14 protein-coding genes are annotated in these 17,108 nt (G+C 71.1%); 9 read left to right on the plus strand and 5 right to left on the minus strand.

Features of this window, described 5'->3' with window-relative positions:
* Positions 1 to 16: 16 nt before the first annotated feature.
* Positions 17 to 817 (plus strand): rhomboid-like protein, encoded by an 801-nt coding sequence (locus SLUN_RS26825; protein ID WP_257153797.1) that lies wholly within the window; start codon positions 17 to 19, stop codon positions 815 to 817.
* Here SLUN_RS26825 and SLUN_RS26830 read toward each other — a convergent pair.
* Complete coding sequence (locus SLUN_RS26830) at positions 782 to 1,252, minus strand: protealysin inhibitor emfourin (RefSeq protein ID WP_159100330.1); 471 nt, start codon at positions 1,250 to 1,252, stop codon at positions 782 to 784. The two genes, SLUN_RS26825 and SLUN_RS26830, sit on opposite strands and share 36 nt — an antisense overlap.
* Positions 1,253 to 1,445: 193 nt before the next feature.
* Here SLUN_RS26830 and lon point away from each other — a divergent pair, with 193 nt between their 5' ends.
* Positions 1,446 to 3,851 (plus strand): endopeptidase La, encoded by a 2,406-nt coding sequence (gene lon / locus SLUN_RS26835; RefSeq protein WP_108152485.1) that lies wholly within the window; start codon positions 1,446 to 1,448, stop codon positions 3,849 to 3,851.
* Positions 3,852 to 3,974: 123 nt separating this feature from the next.
* Here the strand turns inward: lon and SLUN_RS26840 are convergent, their stop codons facing one another.
* On the minus strand, positions 3,975 to 4,886 hold the full coding sequence (locus SLUN_RS26840; RefSeq protein WP_108152487.1) for a trypsin-like serine protease: 912 nt from the start codon (positions 4,884 to 4,886) through the stop codon (positions 3,975 to 3,977).
* A 78-nt stretch (positions 4,887 to 4,964) separates the two neighbouring features.
* Positions 4,965 to 5,975, minus strand: coding sequence for a helix-turn-helix domain-containing protein (locus SLUN_RS26845; RefSeq protein WP_108152489.1), 1,011 nt, complete (start codon positions 5,973 to 5,975; stop codon positions 4,965 to 4,967).
* Between the two features lie 185 nt (positions 5,976 to 6,160).
* On the opposite strand from SLUN_RS26845, the gene SLUN_RS26850 reads away from it, so the two are divergent.
* Positions 6,161 to 8,977, plus strand: a complete 2,817-nt coding sequence (locus SLUN_RS26850) for a M4 family metallopeptidase (RefSeq protein WP_175313918.1) — start codon at positions 6,161 to 6,163, stop codon at positions 8,975 to 8,977.
* Between the two features lie 90 nt (positions 8,978 to 9,067).
* Positions 9,068 to 9,901 (plus strand): pentapeptide repeat-containing protein, encoded by an 834-nt coding sequence (locus SLUN_RS26855; protein WP_108152493.1) that lies wholly within the window; start codon positions 9,068 to 9,070, stop codon positions 9,899 to 9,901.
* A 41-nt stretch (positions 9,902 to 9,942) separates the two neighbouring features.
* On the opposite strand, the gene SLUN_RS26860 is transcribed toward SLUN_RS26855, so the two are convergent.
* Positions 9,943 to 10,797 carry a lysozyme gene (locus SLUN_RS26860; RefSeq protein ID WP_108152495.1) on the minus strand — a complete coding sequence of 285 codons (855 nt, stop codon included), beginning with the start codon at positions 10,795 to 10,797 and terminating at the stop codon, positions 9,943 to 9,945.
* A gap of 230 nt (positions 10,798 to 11,027) precedes the next feature.
* Here SLUN_RS26860 and SLUN_RS26865 point away from each other — a divergent pair, with 230 nt between their 5' ends.
* The gene (locus SLUN_RS26865) at positions 11,028 to 11,510 is read left to right on the plus strand and encodes a MarR family winged helix-turn-helix transcriptional regulator (protein WP_108152497.1); all 483 of its coding nucleotides are present in this window, start codon (positions 11,028 to 11,030) and stop codon (positions 11,508 to 11,510) included.
* Positions 11,511 to 11,589: 79 nt separating this feature from the next.
* Here SLUN_RS26865 and SLUN_RS26870 read toward each other — a convergent pair whose 3' ends face one another.
* Positions 11,590 to 12,378: a hypothetical protein gene (locus tag SLUN_RS26870; protein WP_108152498.1), complete on the minus strand. Its 789-nt coding sequence runs from the start codon at positions 12,376 to 12,378 to the stop codon at positions 11,590 to 11,592.
* Positions 12,379 to 12,744: 366 nt separating this feature from the next.
* Here SLUN_RS26870 and SLUN_RS26875 point away from each other — a divergent pair, with 366 nt between their 5' ends.
* The 4 genes from SLUN_RS26875 to SLUN_RS26890 are packed head-to-tail and all read left to right on the plus strand — an operon-like array spanning position 12,745 to position 17,081.
* Positions 12,745 to 15,594 (plus strand): sensor histidine kinase, encoded by a 2,850-nt coding sequence (locus tag SLUN_RS26875; RefSeq protein ID WP_257153798.1) that lies wholly within the window; start codon positions 12,745 to 12,747, stop codon positions 15,592 to 15,594.
* Positions 15,591 to 16,073 (plus strand): roadblock/LC7 domain-containing protein, encoded by a 483-nt coding sequence (locus tag SLUN_RS26880; protein ID WP_108152502.1) that lies wholly within the window; start codon positions 15,591 to 15,593, stop codon positions 16,071 to 16,073. The genes SLUN_RS26875 and SLUN_RS26880 overlap by 4 nt, the downstream gene beginning before the upstream one ends.
* A complete protein-coding gene (locus SLUN_RS26885) occupies positions 16,052 to 16,468 on the plus strand; it encodes a DUF742 domain-containing protein (RefSeq protein WP_108152504.1) in 417 nt (138 codons plus the stop codon). The genes SLUN_RS26880 and SLUN_RS26885 overlap by 22 nt, the downstream gene beginning before the upstream one ends.
* Positions 16,449 to 17,081: a GTP-binding protein gene (locus tag SLUN_RS26890; RefSeq protein ID WP_108152506.1), complete on the plus strand. Its 633-nt coding sequence runs from the start codon at positions 16,449 to 16,451 to the stop codon at positions 17,079 to 17,081. The genes SLUN_RS26885 and SLUN_RS26890 overlap by 20 nt, the downstream gene beginning before the upstream one ends.
* Positions 17,082 to 17,108 lie beyond the last annotated feature (27 nt).

Below are 17,108 nucleotides of genomic sequence, written 5' to 3' on the forward strand. Positions count from 1 at the left end.
AAAGGGGCCTCACGCGGTGGATCAGCTCACTACGCGAGACCGGGCCACGGGCCAGGAGCTGCTGGGTGGTATTCCGGCCCAGCGGACGCCCCGGCCGACGGCGCCGGTGGTCACGGCCTCCGTCGCCGCCCCCGTCCCGGCGGCCCCGCAGGTCGGACGGCCCGCGTGGCGGCGGCTCGTCCAGCTGCTGCCGACGCCCACCGGGACTCCGTTCACCTTCGGCTACATCGTCGTGCTGCTCGCCACCTCGCTCTTCGCGGACTACGGCGACCCGGCGACGGTCTCCGCGCTGCTTCGTGGCTCCAGCACGGATGTCGCCCATTTGGCGGACACGCCCCTGCTCGTTCTCGGCGCCAGCGCGCTGTGGGTGGCGGGCGGACTGATGTCGCCGTACGCCGTCGCCTTCTTCTTCACACTTACCGCGCTGGAGCGCCGCATCGGTGGCCGGCGCACGGCCGGCGTCTTCCTGGGCGGTCATGTGGCGGCGACGCTCGCCACCGAGATCCCGGTCGGGCTCTCCGTGGTGGCCGGCCACCTGCCCGTCAGCTCGCTGCACCGCCTCGACTACGGCATCAGCTTCGGCCTGATGGCGAGCATCGGCGCCCTGGCCGGACTGCTCACCCCGGTCCTGCGCGGGACGCTGCTCGGGTTCGTGTCCCTGATGCTCCTCCAGGACCTGCTGGCCTTCACGGATCCGCTCACCAACTGGGGCCATCCGCTGGCGCTGCTGTCCGGGATCGCCTGCTGGCCCCTGGTACGCAGCGCCTCGCGGCGGAAGGCGTCAGCCGTCCGGGAGCGCGGCGAACACCTCGCGTAGGCCCGGCAGCCGTGTCGTGTCGTCGGTGGTGACGGTGTGACCGGCGTATGTGAGCCGGTAGCTGAAGCCGTCCGCGACCGGGCTGCCCGTGGCCTCGCGGGGGAGGTGCGCGAAGTCCGCCTTCTCCAGCGCCCGGCGCAGCTCGGTGAGTTCGGCCCGGCTCATCCGGCCGGTCCGTACCGCCCCGGTCCTCGAGGACGTGCTGTACGTGCCGTCGTCCTGGACCAGCAGCCGATTGCGCACGCCCGCGAAGCCGCCGGTGACCGTCAGCTCGACCAGCGGCTGCACGGGAGCGGGGTTCGCCGACGCCGAAGGGGCGGGCGCGGGGCGGCCTGCCGGCCCGGCATCACCGCCCGCGCACCCCGCCGTCAGGGCGACGGCCAACGGCACACCCGCCGCAGCGCACCAGAGCCGGGTCCGTGTCATCGGTCGCATGCGCGCAGTATCGCCCGGGGTGGGCCGATCGGGCCGACGGGTTGAGGAAGAGGCTGCACAGGCCCTGGGACCAGGTCCCCCGAGAGCTGATCGCTCAGAGCTGATCGCTGACGGCGAACAGGCCTCGGGGAACATCTCGGCGGCGTCATGCATTGAGTCCACATAGCTCAACTTGACTGCCGAAGGGGAGATCATGGCTTCGACGTCCACATCGCTCACCTTGCCCGTGCTGCCGCTCGACGACGAGGTCGTGCTGCCCGGAATGGTGGTACCGCTGGACCTGTCCGACACCGATGTACGAGCCGCGGTGGAGGCCGCCCAGGCCGCCGCCCGCTCCAGTGGTGCAAGCAAGCCCAGGGTGCTCCTTGTTCCGCGTATCGACGGCACGTACGCCGGGACCGGCGTGCTCGGCACCGTCGAGCAGGTGGGCAGGCTCTCCGACGGCGACCCCGGCGCGCTCATCCGCGGCCGCGGCCGCGTGAAGATCGGCGCCGGCACCACCGGCCCCGGAGCCGCGCTCTGGGTCGAGGGTGTCCAGATCGACGAGAGCGCGCCCGACCCGCTGCCGGGCTCGGTCAGCGAGCTCGTCACGGAGTACAAGGCACTCGCCACCAACTGGCTGAAGAAGCGCGGCGCCTGGCAGGTCGTGGACCGCGTCCAGCAGATCGACGACGTCTCGCAGCTCGCCGACAACTCCGGCTACTCGCCGTTCCTGACCACCGCCCAGAAGATCGAACTGCTGGAGACCGCCGACCCGGTGGCCCGCCTCAAGCTCGCCACCGAGCAGCTGCGCGAGCACCTCGCCGAGCAGGATGTCGCCGAGTCCATCGCCAAGGACGTCCAGGAGGGCGTCGACAAGCAGCAGCGCGAGTTCCTGCTGCGTCGCCAGCTCGAAGCCGTACGCAAGGAGCTGCGCGAGATCAACGGCGGGGACAGCGAGGAGGAGTCCGACGACTACCGGACGCGCGTCGAGGCCGCCGACCTCCCCGAGAAGGTGCGGGAAGCCGCCCTCAAGGAGGTCGAGAAGCTGGAGCGCTCCAGTGACCAGTCGCCCGAGGGCTCCTGGATCCGCACCTGGCTCGACACCGTCCTCGAACTGCCGTGGAACGAGCGCACCGAGGACGAGTACGACATCCAGGGCGCCAGGACGATCCTCGACGCCGAGCACTGGGGCCTGCAGGACGTGAAGGAGCGGATCACCGAATACCTCGCGGTGCGCAAGCGGCGCGCCGACCGGGGGCTCGGAGTGGTCGGCGGGCGGCGCGGAGGCGCGGTGCTCGCGCTCGTGGGCCCGCCCGGCGTGGGCAAGACCTCGCTCGGCGAGTCCGTCGCGCACGCGATGGGCCGTAAGTTCGTCCGGGTCGCGCTCGGCGGCGTACGGGACGAGGCGGAGATCCGCGGCCACCGGCGTACGTACGTCGGCGCGCTGCCGGGCCGTATTGTCCGCGCCATCAAGGAGGCCGGCTCGATGAACCCGGTCGTCCTGCTCGACGAGATCGACAAGGTCGGCTCGGACTTCCGCGGCGACCCGGCCGCGGCTCTGCTCGAGGTCCTGGACCCGGCGCAGAACCACACCTTCCGGGACCACTACCTGGAGGTCGAACTCGACCTGTCCGACGTGGTGTTCCTCGCCACGGCGAACGTCATCGAGGCCATCCCGGAGGCCCTGCTCGACCGTATGGAGCTGGTCCGCCTGGACGGCTACACCGAGGACGAGAAGGTCGTCATCGCCCGGGACCACCTGCTGCCGCGTCAGCTGGAGCGGTCCGGCCTGGAGCCCGGCGAGGTGACCCTGGAGGACTCGGCGCTGCGCAAGCTGGCGGGCGAGTACACCCGGGAGGCGGGCGTCCGTAACCTGGAGCGTTCGGTGGCCAGGCTGCTGCGCAAGGTGGCGGCCCAGCACGAACTGGGCGAACAGGAGCTGCCGTTCACGATCGGCGCGGAGCAACTGCGCAAGCTGATCGGCCGGCCCCACCACGTGCCCGAGTCCGCCCAGGACCCGGCCGAGCGCCGTACCGCGGTGCCCGGCGTGGCCACCGGCCTCGCCGTCACCGGCGCGGGCGGCGACGTCCTCTTCGTCGAGGCCTCACTGGCCGACCCGGAGACGGGCGCGGCGGGACTGACCCTGACCGGTCAGCTCGGCGACGTCATGAAGGAGTCCGCGCAGATCGCGTTGAGCTTCCTGCGCTCGCACGGCGCGGAACTGGAGCTGCCGGTCGCCGATCTGAAGGACCGGGGAGCGCACATCCACTTCCCGGCGGGCGCGGTCCCCAAGGACGGCCCGAGCGCGGGCATCACGATGACGACGGCGCTCGCGTCGCTGCTCTCCGGACGCCAGGTGCGTACGGATGTGGCGATGACGGGTGAGGTGTCGCTGACCGGGAGGGTGCTGCCGATCGGCGGGCTGAAGCAGAAGCTGCTTGCCGCGCACCGTGCGGGCATCACGACCGTCGTGATCCCGAAGCGGAACGAGGCGGACCTGGACGACGTCCCGGCCGAGATCCTGGACACGCTGGAGGTGCACCCGGTGACGGATGTCCGCCAGGTCCTGGAGATCGCCCTCTCACCGGCCGAGGTGCCGGTGGCGGCGGCGGCCTGACGGTCTGACGGCCGAAGCTCGGCCCGCCTCGCGGGCCCGGCTCAGGGGCCACGCTCACGGGCCCGGCGGTGTGACACACACCGCCGGGCCCGAGTGCTGTCCGCAGGACCCCGGCAAGTCCACTCAGCCCGCGGCCTGTTCGTACAGCTCACGCGCATGGTCGTCGAAGAGCGAGGATGTCGACTCGCTGTCCGTGTCGCCCCCGCTCAGTACGCCGATGAGCCGGCCCTGATGCTTCGCGTCCCGGTAGTCCGCGAGCCAGGGGCCGCCGCTCGTGCCGTCCCAGAAGCCCGCGCACTCCATGACGAGCGTCCCCGGAATTTCCTCGTCCGGCCGGGCCTCGGTGGTGCAGGCGATGGGCCGGTTGCCGGGGTTGTGCGCCGCGTTGGGGTAGCCGACGACCGTGACCCGGCGCTCGGGCCGGGAGGACCAGTCGGGGACCGCGCCGCCCACGACCTTCTCCACCTGCCGGCCCTTCGCGTCCGGCGCCAGCGTCAGAAAGGCGTAGTCGGCCGCCTCCGAGTCCTCGTCGTCGTCCGTCCACCGGTCGTCGAGGTGGATGGCGCCGACCTTCCAGCGTCCGTACGGATACGTCCCCTTGCCCTTGCCCGAGAACCCCGGCGCGAACTCCAGATCGCCCGGCTCGAAGGACGGCCCGCCGCCAGCGTCCTGGAGGCAGTGCGCCGCGGTGGCGATGACATTGCCCTTCGGGCTGTCCACGACGCTCGCGGTGCAGAAGTGGTCGCCGTCCTCGTTGATCAGCACGCCGACGGAGGAGGCCCCGGCGAAGGGCGTCGCCGAGGACCGCGGATCGGGCGCTGCGGCCCGCACGCCGGGAGACCCGGGGGAGCCGGTGGCTCTGGGCGGCGGTGTCGCCGAGGACGCGGGCCCGGCGCAGCCGGTCAGGGCGACGGCCAGCACGGCCAGGGCGGGCCACACGAGTCCTCTGATCGTGCCGCCGGTGCCGCTCGTGCGGCTGTTTCCGCCGCTTCCACTGGCTCTGTTGCTTCGGCTCGTACGGCTGTGCCACGTCATCCGGCCATCTTGCCCGGTTGCCGCCCGAAGGGCGTGTCCTTCGGATCTTGCCGGGCTCGCGTGCCCTGGCACGCACGCTCATCCGTCCAGCCAGCCCCGGAGTGTCGCCTGCGCCCCCGCCTGGAAGCGGGTCTCGGCCCCCAGCGTCTCGAGCAGCCGGCTGATCCTGCGCCGCGCGGTGTGCACATGGACGCCGAGGCGGCGTGCGATCGCCTCGTCCTTGAGGCCCGCGGCGAGCAGCCCGAGCAGTTCTTTCTGCGCCTTGGGCAACGAGCCGCCGCCGCTGCCCGAACAGCCCAGCGGAGTGGCCCGCTCCCAGACCGTCTCGAAGAGCGGCACCAGCGCGTTACGCAGCAGGGCGTCGCCGATCACCAGCGCGGAGGCCGTCGGGTCGGTCGCGTCGCTCGGCGGAAGGAGGGTGATCCGCCGGTCGACGGCGATCAGTTTGGTGGGGACTCCGGTGGCGACCCGCGCCCGCAGACCCCGTTCGGCGAGGGTGGTCAGCGAGCGCATCCGGCCGGGATAGGAGAGGCCGTCCCGGTCCAGTACGGTCCGCACCTCCACTCCCCGGTCCAGGAGGGCGTCGATATCGAGCGCCGGCGAGCGGGAGCCGCCGTCCCCGTGCGGGCCCTTCACATACGGCGGCCGGTCCAGGATCGCCACCTCGTGCTCGGCCGACGCCAGCAGATACTCCGCCCGTTCGCCGATCGCCCGCAGTCCGGTCACCACCTCGATGCCGCCCTCGGGGGCGCTGGGCGACCCGGACATCAGCCGGCCCGCGAGCTGGTCCGCGCTCATCCGTAATCGCTCCAACTCCGCCGACCGTAAGTGGAGTTCGGCCTGACGGCGGTGGATCAGCGTACGGATGGCGGCCGCGGGTGCGGCCGGGTGCGGCAGTCCGCCCTCGATCGCGGGCAGCGCGAGTCCGTGCTCGACGAGATGGCCGAGCGCCCGGTCAAGACGCTCGCGCGGCAGTCCCAGCAGGTTTGCCAACTCCTCGGCCCCGGCGGCCCGTTCCTTGAGCAGTGCCTCGTAGGCGCACTCCTCGGCCTTCCCCAGGCCGAGGGTGTGCAGTTCCCCCTCGCTCATGCGTCGGATTCTCACTCCGCCTTCACGCGCCACACAAGTGTGCGTGTCCACTTGTCAACATGCCGACCACATTGATCGGTTGGCGTCCCACCGGTTGCATGGCCATGACCACCTTTACGGCTGACCAGCACGTGGGAGGGGTACGTACTGTGCGCAAGCTCAGGACAAGCACACAGAGACCGGGCATGACCAGGGGGACCGGTCTCGCCGCACTGCTCGCGGCGGCAGGATTGCTGCTGACCGCGATACCGGCCCAGGCGGCAACGCCGCCGGCCGCCGCACCACCCGGCGACATCCTTCCGGGAGCCGCGACCGCCACCCCGGCGCTCGTCGAAGGCATCCGTGAGACGGCAGACGCCAAGGCGAGCCCCGCGGACGCGGCCCGAGGCCATCTCGACGCCAAGGAGAACCGCTACAGGATCGCCGACGCGAGGCGCGATCTCGCGCCACTGCAGAGCGTCAGGATTGGCGCGGAAGAGACCGTGAGGCTTCAGCAGAAGCACCACGGCATCCCGGTGTTCGGCGGCCAGTACGTCGTGCGGATGGAGTCCAAGGGCGGCAAGCGTGTCGTCACCGGCACCTCCGGCAAGTACTTCACCGGTCTGAGGGCCGGCACCAGGGCGAGTGTCGGCAAGGACGTCGCGGTACGCCGCGCGGTCGCGGCCACCGCCGCCCGCCTCGGCGGCAAGACGCTCAGCAAGGCCGACGCCGTACGCGGCAAGGGGGGTACGAGCGCCAAGTCCGCGAAGGCGGCCGCGCTCAGCGGCACCGCGGGCGGCCTCGTGGTCATCCCGCGCGGCGAAGGCGTACTCGCGTACCACGTGACCGTGCGCGGTACGAATCCCGCCACCGGCGAACCGGTGCTGCAGCAGGTCTACATCGACGCGGGCGCCGGCTTCCCCGTGCTCCAGTTCAGCGGCATCAAGACCCTCGCCGCACCGAAGACGGCACCGCCCGGCAAGGCCCCGCAGGCCGCTCCCAAGGCTGCCGCGAGCGCGGCAGCGGACCCGGCCGCCCCCGGCGTCAAGGGCACCGGCCTCAAGCTGGACAGCGCCAAGGTCGACCTCGACCTCTACCTCGACACCACCGCGAGCAAGTACCTGATGGTCGATTCCTCGCGGATGCGGGACTCCACCAAGAACACCCTCACCACCTGGGACGCGCGCGACCGCGATGTCAGCGAGGTGGCCGGCACCTGGCCGGGCGGGCTGAAGGAGTTCAGCCACCCGGAGAAGGACTTCGGCAAGGACGCCACCGAGTCGGGCGCGGTCGACGCGCACTGGGCGGCCGGCAGGGTCTACGACTACTACAAGAAGAACCACGCCCGCGACAGCCTCGACGGCCGCGGCATGACCGTCAACTCCCTGGTCGGCGTGACAGAGTTCGGGTTCCCGTACGTCAACGCCTTCTGGGACGGCCAGAAGATGGTCTACGGCAGCGGCGACGAGGAGTACAAGCCGCTCTCCGCCGACCTCGACGTGGTGGGCCACGAGATGACCCACGGCGTCGTCGAGAACACCGCCGACCTCGTCTACGCCGGCCAGTCCGGCGCGCTGAACGAGGCGCTCGCCGACTACTTCGGCAACGCCATCGACACCGCGGCGTCCGGCACCTCCATGGACGACCCGGACTCCGGTCTGGTCGGCGAGGACCTCTGCCGTACGACCGCTCCGCGCGCCTGCGCCTTCCGCAACATGAACGACGGCGCGAGCACGTCGAAGAACTTCCTCGGCGTCGCCTTCTCCACCGACAACGGCGGCGTGCACCTCAACTCCACCATCTTCTCCGGCGCGCTGTGGGACCTGCGCCAGGACGTGGGCGGGGAACTCGCCGACAAGATCGTGTACAAGGCGCTGTCCGAGTACATGACACCGCTCGACGGCTTCACCGACGGCCGTAACGCCGTCCTCGCGGCCGCCAAGGACCTCGGCGTCAGCGCGAAGCAGCTGACCGCGGTGAAGCGGTCCTTCAACGCCCACGGCATCGTCCCGGGCTGGGAGGACGCGCTCGGCGTCGACTCCGACCAGCTCCTCGGCAAGATCAACACCGGTGGCACCGGAGCCCAGGCGGGCGGCGGCTGGTGGGCCGCGTCCCAGTCGAACGACGACGGCTCGGAGCCGTACTCCGTCTACGCCGGCCGTACGGACGGCAAGGGCGCTCCGAAGCTGATGAGCCCCAACGACGGCCGCTACCACGTGTATCCGGCGACCGACGGCAAGACCGTCGTCTGGGCGGCGTACGGGACGACCAGCCTCGACATCCTGTCCCGTCCGATCGCGGGCGGCCCGATCAAGAAGCTGTACACCTCGGTCACCGATGTGGGCGGCCTGCGTGTGGAGAACGGCGTCGTCGTCTTCGAGAGCTTCGGCATCTTCGGCGACCGGCACGTCGGATATCTGCGCCCCGGTGACCGTCAGCCGGCCTTCGCGGACGGCGGCGGCTTCGACGTCCTCACCGCGCTTCCCGCCATCAAGAACGGCAAGCTCGCCTACGCCAAGCTGTATCCGGACCCCACCGAGTACAAGCTGGGCGTCGAGGTCCTCGACCTGACGACAGGGAAGTCGACGCTCACCCAGCAGCTCGGCGACCCGCAGTCCCTCGGCCAGACGGGCATCAACTCCACCTACGTCTTCTCGCTGGTGGACGAGAACCTGAACGACGAGGGCCAGATGGCGGTCCACCGCTCGGGCCTGGACGGCACCGGCACGGTGGACATCAGCCCCGAGAGCAAGCCGGGCGCGCTGCTGCCCTTCGACCTCACGGCCTCCGAGGACGCGGTCACCGTGAACAGCGTGCTGCCCGGCTTCCAGCTCCGCAACGAGAGCCTGCCCAAGTTGTGGCAGTTGACGACCGACGGCTCGCGCAGGGAGCGGGTCTCGTGCAACCGTGGCGAGCAGCTCTCCCCGGCCGCGGTCTCCGGCAAGCAGGTGGTCTGGATCGACGGCACGACGGGCTGGACCGATCTGGTCACCCGGGAGCGCCCCGCGGGACTCTGCGGCTGATCCGGCCGCAGTGAACTCTCTGTGAGAGAGCGGACCCCCGGCGCCCGTGCGCCGGGGGTTCGGGGGCGTCCCCCGGGAAGGCACAGCACAATGGACAGCGTGACCGAACAACGCGAGGACCGTGAGCTGCGGGCCGACTGTGGGAACTGCTTCGGGCTGTGCTGTGTGGCACTGCCCTTCTCGGCGTCAGCGGACTTCGCGATCAGCAAGGACGCCGGAAAGCCCTGCCCCAACCTGGCGACCGACTTCCGCTGCGGCATCCACACCAGGCTGCGGCAGAGCGGCTTCCCCGGCTGCACCGTGTACGACTGTTTCGGCGCCGGGCAGCAGGTCTCGCAGGTCACCTTCGGCGGCAAGGACTGGCGGCAGGCGCCCGAGACGGCACAGGGCATGTTCGGGATGTTCGGGGTGTTCCCGGTCGTACGGCAGCTTCATGAGCTGCTCTGGTATCTGACCGAGGCGCTGACGCTGCGGCCCGCCCGCTCGCTCCACGGCGAGATCCGGCGGCTGCTCGACACGATCGGGCGGCTCACCGAACTGGGTCCCGAAGCACTCGGCGAGCTGGATGTGGCCGCGCACCGGCAGGAGGTCAATGTGCTGCTGCTCCGTACCAGCGAACTGGTCCGGGCCGGGGCCGGGCGCAGGAAGAAGGACCGCAGGGGAGCGGACCTCATGGGGGCGCGGCTCGAGGGCGCGGACCTCAGGGGCGCCAGTCTGCGGGGCGCGTATCTCATCGCCGCCGATCTCACCGGCGCCGATCTGCGGCTGGCCGATCTCATCGGGGCCGACCTCAGGGACGCCGACCTGTCGGGCGCCGATCTGACCGGCTGCATCTTCCTCACCCAGCCGCAGCTCAATGCGGCCAGGGGCGACGCGGACACCAGGCTGCCGCCGGCGCTGGCCCGCCCCGCGCACTGGTCGTGACCGACCGGGGCGCGAGGCGGGCGGTGTGCTGTTGCGGGTGCTCAGCCGTTGGCGAGGGCCACGACGCGGTCGTACGCGCCGTTGAAGCGGTTGTGGTCGCCGACGATCGGTCCTGACGAGGTGTACTGCCAGATCGTGTGGTACGCCCAGCCGGCCGGGAGCGTGCCCGGGGTGGTGTTGTAGCGCGGGATCCACAGGGGGTTGGTCGCGCCGAAGCCGCTGTAGTTGCCCGTGCACTGCGTCCACCAGCTGGTGGCCGAGTAGATGACCGCGTTGCGCCCGGTGCGCGCCTTGTAGCGGTTCAGGAAGTCGCGGATCCAGGTGACCATCGCGGACTGGCTCTTGCCGAAGCAGGCGTCGCCGTACGGGTTCCACTCGATGTCCAGCGCGCCCGGCAGAGTCCTGCCGTCGCGGGACCAGCCGCCGCCGTTGTTGACGAAGTAGTCGGCCTGCGCGGTGCCGGTCGCGGTGTCGGGGGTGGCGAAGTGGTACGCGCCCCGGATCATGCCGATGTTGTACGAGCCGTTGTACTGCTGCGCGAAGTAGGGGTTCTTGTAGTAGGTGCCTTCAGTGGCCTTGACGTAGGCCCACTTCACACCGCTGCTCCACAGGCTCGACCAGTTGACGTTGCCTTGGTGGCTGGAGACGTCCACGCCTTCTGTCGCGACGGCGCGGGAGGCGGGGGGAAGGCCGCCCTGACCGTCGTGGGCGATGACGCCCATGCCCAGGTGGGCCGAGCCGCGCGGGGGAGTGTCGGCGGCGCCGGCGGCGCCGGGGAGGGTGAGGAGGAGGGAGATGACTGCGAGGAGAGTGCCGACTGCTGTTGCGAGACGTGAGCAGCGGGGTCTCCCCGACGACGTGAGGGGAACGGTCGTTCCGGATCTGTGCACGGGCATAGCGTGCCTCCGAAGACCTCGGTGGGGGGGATCTGACGACGTATCGACATGTCGTGGCGGCCATATGGTGTGGACATGCCAGTCATGACGCTACGTACGTAGAACCCGGTTGTGGAAGAGGGGCAGGGTGCTGCCGTTGGTCTACGCCTGCGAAATACTGGCCGAGCTGCGGTGATGGCTGCCGCCGAAAGAAACTCTCAGAATCCGGAAAGCGCGCGAGGGGTGCTGACGTGCACGAAAGCGGTACGGGAAGTGAAGCGGACCCCAAGGGTGGGAATGGTGTGGAGCACGTATTCCTTGCCCTGGAACGGGAGTTGGCGGTCTTTCTGCGCCGGGCCCGGGCGTCGTCGGGCGAGATGGCGCGCGAGGTGCACCCCGAGTTGGAGCCGGCCGCGTACGGCCTTCTCGTACGGCTGGAAGAGGCCGGGCAGCAGCGCGCCACTGAGCTCGCCGGCTACTTCGGTGTCGGCAAAGCGACCATGAGCCGACAGCTTCGAGCCCTGGAAGGCCTCGGTCTCGTCGCCCGCGAACCCGATCCGGCCGACGGACGGGCTTCACTCGTCCGGCTCACCGGCGAGGGCGTGGTGCGCTTCCGCCGGGTGAGGGACGCGCGCCGCGACAGGTATGTGAGCAAGCTGGCGGGCTGGGATCGCGGCGAGATCGCGGAGTTGGCGAGGCTGCTGCACCAGCTGAACGCGCGGGCGGGAAGTTGAGCCGGCCTCTCCGGTGGCCGTTCCGTCCTCAATCTCCCCCCGGACTCCGTCCGGGGTGACCCCAACGGGCTTGACCGGGTCAGAGCTCCGCGAAAACCGCCGCCGCGTCATCGTGCAGCTTCCAGCGGATCACCGCCGTACGCTCCTTCGCCGACTCCTCCAGCGCCCTGACCCGGTCGATCAGCCCCTGCGGCCCCTCCTTGCGGAGCAGGGCCAGGCACTCGGTCCAGCCGCCCTCCGCGAACATGTCGACCCAGCGGGACGCCCCGTCGGTGAGCGCGGCCACGGCCCGCACCTCGGCGCGGGGTGTACTGCCCGTCACCGCGCGGACCGCCACCCCCGGGTCGGCCGCCGCGGTGAAGAACCCGCCCTCGGCGTTGCGCAGGGCGTCCGCCGAGGCGTGTGTGAGCAGCGATTCACGGGGAAGCCGGTCGATCCGGTCGTCCAGCACCGCACGGACCCGGCCGCCCGGCGATTCCAGCAGCAGCGTCGAGTCGGAGAGCACCAGATGCTCCACGGCGTCCGCCGCGGCGCCCCAACGCGCCATGACCACCGTTGCCTGAGGCGTGCGCACGTGAGAAAGGTCACAGGTCCCACGGTGGGTATCAGCGGTGCGCCGGACTGCCTCGGCGAGGATCTCCGTCAGCGTCAGATCCCGTCGTGAACCGGACAGTTCGACCAGGGCGCCGCCGAGCCGAGCGGTGAACCACGGCACCCCGTGCACACATCCGTCGTCGCCCTTGGGAGGGGTCACACCGTCCAGGACAACGAGCGTTCCGCCCTGTCCCGAGGCGGGCAGGGCCACGGATACCCAGTCCTCGTTGGGGCGCTCGGGAGTGCCTGGGACGGTGGCAAGTTCGATACGCATGATCCCCAGTCTGCATGACTCCTTCACGAAGCCCGGGTGGGCGCGTAATCGGCCCGTACCAGCAGGTCAGGGGGGTTTTCGCGGCTTGGAGGCGCACCATCGCGAAGCTGCGGGCGCGCATCCTGCCAAAGCCCGGCCGGAAGATCCAGCCCGCTGCCCGTGAAGCAGCGCGCCGGCCGCAGAGGCGAGTTGTTTGCCAACTCCTGAGTGCTGTTCACTCGTTCGGGTGGCGGAGCGGCCGATGTGCGCCTCCCTCCCAAAAGCGCTGGAATGGTCGTAAGCCGTACCAGGGGTGGGGCTCTCGCGTGTGACCGGTCGTCATCTCTGATTCATGGGTGGACGAGTCAAGCAAGATTGCGAGCACCGGTGCAGAAGAAGCGGCCTCGGGGCAAAGGCGGCACGCCCTCCGAAACCCCGGGCATCCAGCCCCTGGCCACCCCGGTCCCACAGGGCCCACAGGCCCCGCAGGACACGACGCCCGGCCCCGCCGCGCGCGGACGCGCCGTACGCGTACGCACCCGGCTCGTCGCCGGTGTCGCCGCCGTCAGCCTGGTCGTCATCGCGGCCGGCACCCCCGGCATCCTCGCCACCTCCGCCGAACTGACGGACTCCCAGAGCCTGGTCACCCTCGCCGGGCTCAACCGCCAGGCCGTCACCCTGGCCCACTCCCTCGCCGACGAGCGCGACGAGGTCAGCGCGTACATCGCGGCCGGCCGCGACGACCAGCAGGGCGACAAGGAGGACCGTCGCGAGATCTCCGCCAGCCGCGGCGCCCGCGTCGACCGGCAGATCGACGAGATCGACGAGCTCGGCGGCAGCGTCCTGGCCGACCACGCCGAGCTGCGCCGCGGCCTCGCCACCGTCCCCTCCGTCCGCCGCAGCGCCCTCACCGGCAAGGGCACGGCGATCGAGGCCCACCGCGCCTACTCCGCCGTCATCGCGAGCCTGCACGCCCTGTCCGACGAGCTCGCCGAGAAGACCCCTCCACGCGCCGCCGACCGTAGCCGCGCGCCCGCCGCTCTCGGCCTCGCGGTCGAGCAGGCCTCGGCCACCCGCGGGCTGCTGCTCGCCGCGCTCTCGGTGCCCCGGCAGGAGAGCACCCCCGCCTACGACCCGATCACCGGACTCCCCGTACAGGACGAGGGCGATGATGACGGGGCGGACGACCTTACGCGCAACGCGCTGAGCGCCGCCGCCCAGCAGTCCCGGGTGCGGGAACTCGCCGCGCTCGCCGACTTCGACCAGGCCGCCGCCAAGGGCGCCCGCGACAAGCTGGCAGCCACCGTCACCGGACCCGAGGTCAAGACCGCCGAGCTCTACCTCGCCCGGCTCACCGACCAGCCCGAGCTCTCCCCCGGCGACCGCAAGTCCAACCGCGAGAAGCTCGAGTCCTCGCTCACCGCCCGCATCGAGCAGATGCGTGGCGCCGAGTCCTCCCTCGCCTCCGGCCAGACCGAGCGCTTCGCGCAGCTGCGCGACGACGACGTCACCGCGCTGGAGGTGCGGATCGCGCTGCTGGGCGGCCTGCTGATCGTCGCCATCGGCGTGTCCAGCGCCGTCGCCCGTACGCTCACCCGCCCGCTCGCCGTCCTGCGGATCGGCGCGGCCCGTCTCGCGGCGGCCCCCGAGGGGGAGGAGCCGGTCCGCTTCACCGGCCGCAACGACGAGTTCGCACAGGTCGTACGGTCCCTCAACACCCTGCACGGCAAGTTGCGGGACCTCGGCGTACGGGCGGAGCGGCTGGAGCGCGACCGCGCGGAGCTGGTCGACGCCCGCGACGCGCTGGCCGCGGAACTGGCCGCCGGCCGCGTCGAACTCCAGGAGCGCACCGAGCACATCACCGCCGATCTCGAACGGCTGCGCCACACCGTCCAGCACACCTTCGTCAACCTCTCCCTGCGCACGCTCGGCCTGGTCGAGCGGCAGCTCAGCGTGATCGAGAAGCTGGAGGAGCGCGAGCCCGACCCCGAGCGGCTCGCCACGCTCTTCAAGCTCGACCACATGGCCACGGTCATGCGCCGGCACAGCGAGAACCTGCTGGTCCTGGCGGGCGCCGAGCACGGGCAGGGGCACGCCGGACCGGTACCTCTCGTCGACGTACTGCGCGCGGCCGTCAGTGAGATCGAGCGGTACGAGCGGGTCGTCATCCAGTCCCTGCCACCGCACGCCCAGGTCGCCGGCTTCGCCGCGGACGACCTCAGCCACCTGATCGCCGAACTCCTGGAGAACGCCACCTCCTTCTCGCCGCCGGACGCCCAGGTCGAGCTGTCCGGCTGGCTGCTGGAGGGCGGCGAGGTAATGCTCTCCGTGCAGGACACCGGCATCGGGATGACCGCCGGACGCATGAGCGAGCTCAACGCGTGGCTGGAGGAGCCCGAGGCGTACGAGACCCGGGCGGGCCGGGACGGCGAGGGGCTAGGACTGCGGGTGGCCGCGCTGCTGGCCGCGCGTCATGGCGTACGGATCCAGCTGCGCGAGCAGAAGCAGGGCGGGGTCACGGCGGTCGTGGTGCTGACGAAGGCACTGCTGCCCGCCGAGCCGCCGGCGGCCGAGTCGCACTCCGTGACCATGGCGGGGGCGGCGCCCACGCTGCAGCTGCCCGGGTCGGTGGCGGAGGCCAACTCCAATGCGCTGCCGGGCAGTTCTCGCCGCGCGCTGGACCGCCCGGTGGACCCGCTCGTGGACCCCCTGGTGGACCCGCTCGTGGACCCGCTCGTGGTGGCCGCCGAGCAGGCGATCCGCGAGGCGGAGCCGGACGCGCACGAGCGGACGGCGGACGGCGACCCGGAGACCACCGGCAACGGGGTCGACGAGGAGACGTTCGCGATGCGGCTGCCGGACCCGGCGCCCGAGCCTCGGCCCGAGTCGGCATTGGCGCCCGAGCCTCAGCCCGAAGCGCACCACGAGCCGGACGCGGAGCCCGAGCCCGAGCCCGACCCTGAGCCGTCGACCGGACCGAGGTGGGAGCGCGTCACAGGCAAGGGCCTGCCCAAGCGCACCCCTAAGGTCGTCAAGCCCGCCACCGCCGCCCCCGGCGAGCGCACCGGAAGCGTCGACGCCGACGCCCTGCGGCGCCGCCTCGGCGGCTTCCACCAGGGCGCCAAGGACGGCCGCCGCGACGCCGAGGCGGAGATCGCGGAACAGGCCGGACACGAAGAGCACACACGTACAACAACAGAAGAAGCGGGGGACACAGTCGAGGAGGCACGCAGTTGACTGCGACCGGCACATTCGGCCTGAGCAGCGAAGCCCGCAATCTGCACTGGTTGTTGAGCAATCTCGTGGAGGAGGTGCCAGGGGCCCGCTCGGTCGCCGTCGTGTCGTCCGACGGACTGCTGCTGCTCTCCTCCGACCCCGCGCAGAAGGGCGGATCGGCCGCCAACAACCGCAGGGAAGGCCCCAAGGGCTCCAGCGCGGACCTCGCCACCATCGTCTCCGGAATCGGCAGCCTCACCATCGGTGCCGCGAAGCTGATGGACGGCGGCGGCGTCAAGCAGACGATGGTCGCGATGGAGGAGGGCAGCGTCTTCGTCATGTCGATCAGTGACGGCTCGCTGCTCGGAGTGAACACCGCTCCCGACTGCGACATGAGCGTCGTCGCCTACCACATGGCCCTCTTCGTCGGTCGTGCGGGACATGTCCTCACCCCCGAACTCCGCAGCGAACTGCGCAAATCCATGGAGAGCGCCCAGTGACGCCCCCCAGACTTCCGGTGCGCGGCGACGGCCGACGCCCCGCCCGGGTCCGGCCGTACTCACTCACCGGCGGCCGCACCCGTTTCGGCCATGTGCTGCTCGTCGAGACCTTCGTCGCGGCGCTCGAAGCACCGGCCGAGCGCAGGGAACTGCCGAACGGCGATCTCTCCTCGCGCGTCATGCCCGAACTGCGGGCCATCGTCGAGCTGTGCCGCCGTATGCGTACCGTCGCCGAGATATCGGCGCTGCTGAAGATGCCGCTGGGTGTCGTCCGGGTGCTGCTCAGCGACCTGGCCGACCAGGGAAAGATCCGTGTGTACGGGACCGGGCACGGCTCCGGCCAGCCCGACCGCGCGCTGCTCGAAAGGGTGCTGAGTGGACTCCGCCGCCTCTGACACGCTCCTCGCCCGGTCCCGTCCGCAGCCCGAAGAGGAGCCGCGGGCCTGGCAGTTGGACCACACCCGGGCCCCCATCGCCACCAAGATCGTGGTCGCGGGCGGTTTCGGCGTCGGCAAGACGACCTTCGTCGGGGCGGTCTCCGAGATCACGCCGCTGCAGACCGAGGCGCTGATGACGCGGGCGAGCGAGGAGACCGACGATCTCTCCGCCACGCCCGAGAAACTCACCACCACCGTCGCGATGGACTTCGGCCGGATCACCCTCGACGACGATCTGGTGCTGTACGTCTTCGGGACGCCCGGACAGCAGCGCTTCTGGTTCATGTGGGACGACCTGGTGCGCGGGGCGATCGGCGCGGTCGTGCTGGCCGACACCCGAAGGCTGCCGGACTGCTTCCCGGCGCTCGACTACTTCGAGAGCTCGGGGCTGCCGTACATCGTCGCCGTCAACCACTTCGAGGGTTCGGAGCCGTTCGAGGCCGAGGACGTACGCGAGGCCCTGACGGTGCCGCCGCACGTGCCAATTGTGATCATGGACGCCCGGAACCGGATCACGGTGATCGAGTCGCTGCTCGCGCTGTGCGCCCACGCCCTCGAAGCCACGCCCTAGCCGCCGCGCATAGCCGCACAGCCCTGA

Source organism: Streptomyces lunaelactis (assembly GCF_003054555.1).
GTDB lineage: Bacteria > Actinomycetota > Actinomycetes > Streptomycetales > Streptomycetaceae > Streptomyces > Streptomyces lunaelactis.